This is a genomic window from Halomonas sp. AOP43-A1-21 (genome assembly GCF_052376775.1).
Classification (GTDB): Bacteria; Pseudomonadota; Gammaproteobacteria; order Pseudomonadales; family Halomonadaceae; genus Vreelandella; species Vreelandella colorata.
The window spans coordinates 1-3,186 of sequence record NZ_JBQSWC010000068.1 but is presented as its reverse complement, the minus strand read 5'-3'; the positions used below and the strand labels follow the sequence as shown (position 1 = coordinate 3,186).

The 3,186-nt window shown below is 46.1% G+C and carries 3 protein-coding genes and 1 pseudogene; all 4 read right to left on the bottom strand.

From position 1 onward, the window contains the following. On the bottom strand, nucleotides 1-854 hold an 854-nt coding region (locus ACT3R7_RS20450; protein ID WP_496199448.1), incomplete at its 3' end, for a GlxA family transcriptional regulator. Nucleotides 855-1,039: 185 nt separating this feature from the next. Beyond that, on the bottom strand, nucleotides 1,040-2,338 hold the full coding sequence (locus ACT3R7_RS20445; protein ID WP_192539765.1) for a TRAP transporter large permease: 1,299 nt from the start codon (nucleotides 2,336-2,338) through the stop codon (nucleotides 1,040-1,042). A gap of 21 nt (nucleotides 2,339-2,359) precedes the next feature. Next, nucleotides 2,360-2,878, bottom strand: a complete 519-nt coding sequence (locus tag ACT3R7_RS20440; RefSeq protein WP_192539764.1) for a TRAP transporter small permease — start codon at nucleotides 2,876-2,878, stop codon at nucleotides 2,360-2,362. A 71-nt stretch (nucleotides 2,879-2,949) separates the two neighbouring features. Beyond that, nucleotides 2,950-3,186 (bottom strand): annotated as a pseudogene (locus ACT3R7_RS20435) (TRAP transporter substrate-binding protein DctP); the annotation flags it as partial.

Below are 3,186 nucleotides of genomic sequence, written 5' to 3'. Positions count from 1 at the left end.
CTAGCGTTCACGTAGTTACAAAATAAGCGCTCTAGCTGACGTCTAGAAATATTGACCCAGTTCGCTACTTCAGAGATGGAGAGAGGTTCCTCGATATTATTTTTCATTAGCTGCAAGGACGTCTTGAGCTTTTCTGGCAGGGTTTGATTCTGATCAACCGAAATAGTGGATATGTCAGGCGAGTCCAACCCTTTATCACAGCTAAGCATCTCTTCAACGGCGCTGGCTACCTCATTGCTGCAATCCGCTCTTACGACTTCTAGCATCATACTTAAAGAGCTACTAGCGCCTGCACAGCTCAGCCGATTACGGTCCACAATGAAGCTGCGGGTCGATATTGATACTTCCCAGAATTCTTCTAGCATCATTGCCCGCCCGTCGGGGTGGTAGGCACACTGGTAGCCATTTAATAGGCCTGCTTCTGCAAGAAAGTAAGCTCCATTCCACAACCCCCCCAGCACCACTCCGTGGCTGTCAGCACTTTTTAGCTTATTACGTAAAAGCGCTGTCGTTTTGGGCCTTACCCGAAGCCCACCGCACACTATCAAGACATCCAACGGCATATGATAAATATCCAGCGCCGCTAGAGAAATATCGTTTTTAACTTCGATACCTACGTCAGAAACAGTCACTCCCTCCTCACTGCCCACCACTAACACCTCGTAAACCGTTTTCGACTTCATCAAGTTAGTGGTGATCAGCGCATCAACTGCGCCTGTAAACGCCATCAGAGAAAAATTTTCAAGCAATAAAAAAGCTATCCTCTTCACTTTTTTTTCACTAGCATGAGAAGTTTCTGATGCGAGATAAGCCATATTCTTATTCTTCAATAAGCTTGAAACGTTATCTTTCATATTGAATCTCTCGCAATAGCGACACCATAACTAACTATATTAAAAATAAAGGCTAACATTTTTTAATTAAAAGCATTTTATAATTTATATCAATATAGTTTAGTCTACGCTGGCATTAGGCATTCAAAATATCTAGCCGTAGAATAATGGCACACTTCAGAAACTTCAGTTTTTTCAAGTAAACATCAGCTTACATAGCCGAGCAACCTCGGTAAATAAAGCGCTAATGGCGGCCAGTAAGTGGTGATTAGCATTACAGGCAGAGCGGTAAATAACATCAAGCTCAGTGCGGGGCGGATCGCTTGAGAGACACCAACCTCGGTGACTTGGCACGACATGAAAAGAATCGGTGCCATGGGCGGACTGTTACAACCAATCACCACACTGGTTCCAATGATCGCTGCAAAGTGGATCGGATCAATCCCGAGCTGTGCTACCACCGGCACTAACAAAGGGCTGGCAATCGCAATCACGCTCACATCGTCCATGATCATGCCGATCATGATCAGGAACACATTTACCATCAGTAAAATGACAATCTTGTTCTCAAATGTGTCCAGCAGGAAAGTGGTCAGTTGCTGGGGTACACCTTCCAGGGTGAGGATACGACTGACAATAAACGAGAAGAAAAGAATGATGATTATGATCCCAGATGTCGTGGCAGCAGCCACCATACACTGCAGGACTTTTTTGAGATTGAGCCCCTTGTAAACGAACATGCCTACGGGAATGGCATAGACTACGGCAACAGCTGCCGCTTCGGTGGGAGTGAAGATGCCACCATAAATACCACCGAGTATGATTATTGGCAGCATCAAGGCCGGAATGGCCTTCCAACCGGTATCACCAATTGCCTTGGCTCGTTCGTTAAACGGCATTTTTTCACTGACGATCCCTGGTGTCAGCCGTATTCTAATCGCGTTATAAACGCATAGAAAAAATATCAATAATATGGCGGGGCCGATAGTGGCAAGAAAGCTTGCAGCAACCGATTGACGGGTCACAATAGCGTAAAGAATCATGGTGATACTAGGTGGTATCAATAGCCCTAATAGCGATGAGATGCCCAGCAGCCCGGCAATGTACGGTTTTTCATAACCATGTTTTTGCATGGGGCCAACCATAATGGAACCTATGGAGGCCACTGCGGCGGAGGCAGTGCCGGAAATCGCCCCAAAAATACCGCAAGCCACAACCATAGACGATCCCATTCCAGAGCGGGAGCGTCCAGTCAGCGCTTCGACAAATGCTACCAGCCTGGCGGCCAATCCGCCCGACTGCATAAGATAGCCGGTCATGATGAATAAAGGCAGGGCAATAAGAATAATCGAGTTAATCGAAGAAAAGCCTGTTGTGGCAAGAAAAGCTACGTCGACATCATATAAGAAAGCTAATGTTGCAACCATTGCGGCGAATGAAAACACCACTGGCACACCCACTAACATTAATAGAACTACCACGGCAATGGCTATTAAAGCACCCATAATCTACTCCTTCAAATAGCACTACCGCTTAGCCGGTGTACTACTCTTCTTGTGGCAACTTAAAGTCCGGATCTCATTAACGAGATCCCTGACCAGATATAGAGTCATGAAAACAGCGGCGATCAGTAGACTAGCCTGCGAAACATAAATAGGTATCGAGAACACAGGTGTTGTCTGATTGCGCTTAAGGGCCCACTGGAATAGCTCATTGCTCCATGAAATAAAAAGCCCCGCCATCAGGATAGAAATTACGGTGGCGGCAATACGAAAGATCACGACAACTTTCTCGTTTTTAACAATGACCGGAATAAAGTCTGCCTGTAGATGAGCGCCTTCCTTAGATGCCAGCATAGCGCCCAGCATGTAAAACCAGATAACGGCTATTAGAATCAACTCTTCCATGCCGAAAAAAGCGATCCCTAAGTACGAACGTGCAATAATGCCTACTACAAAAGCTAATGCGACAAACACCCCTATAATCGACACAATAGGTGTAATAACTCTGTCGAGCAGCCAATCAATGCACTTGAAGATGATCATAGTATTTCTCAGCTCCGTAATGATCTGGATATAAAACAAGGGCAGAGTCAGCGCTGACCCTGCCCTTATAATCAATTTTCCAGTTGAGTGTGACTGAGAATTTCCTGAATCAGCTCAGAACCAAATTCATCCTCGGCCTGCTGCCATACTTCTTCGCGCACGTGTTTTGCCAACTCGGTCAGTTGCTGGTCGGATAGTTCGATGTACTCCATGCCCCCTTCTTGTGCCGTGGCAATCCAGTACTCATCTTCGGCCTGGGCATCAGCAAACTGTTGGTCAACGACCTCATAGGCTGCAGTCGCTACAAT

Bases quoted from the DNA above. Each gene is read 5' to 3' on its own strand.
- ACT3R7_RS20445 (WP_192539765.1), bottom strand. From the start codon at position 2,338: ATGGGTGCTTTAATAGCCATTGCCGTGGTAGTTCTATTAATGTTAGTG.
- ACT3R7_RS20440 (WP_192539764.1), bottom strand. From the start codon at position 2,878: ATGATCATCTTCAAGTGCATTGATTGGCTGCTCGACAGAGTTATTACA.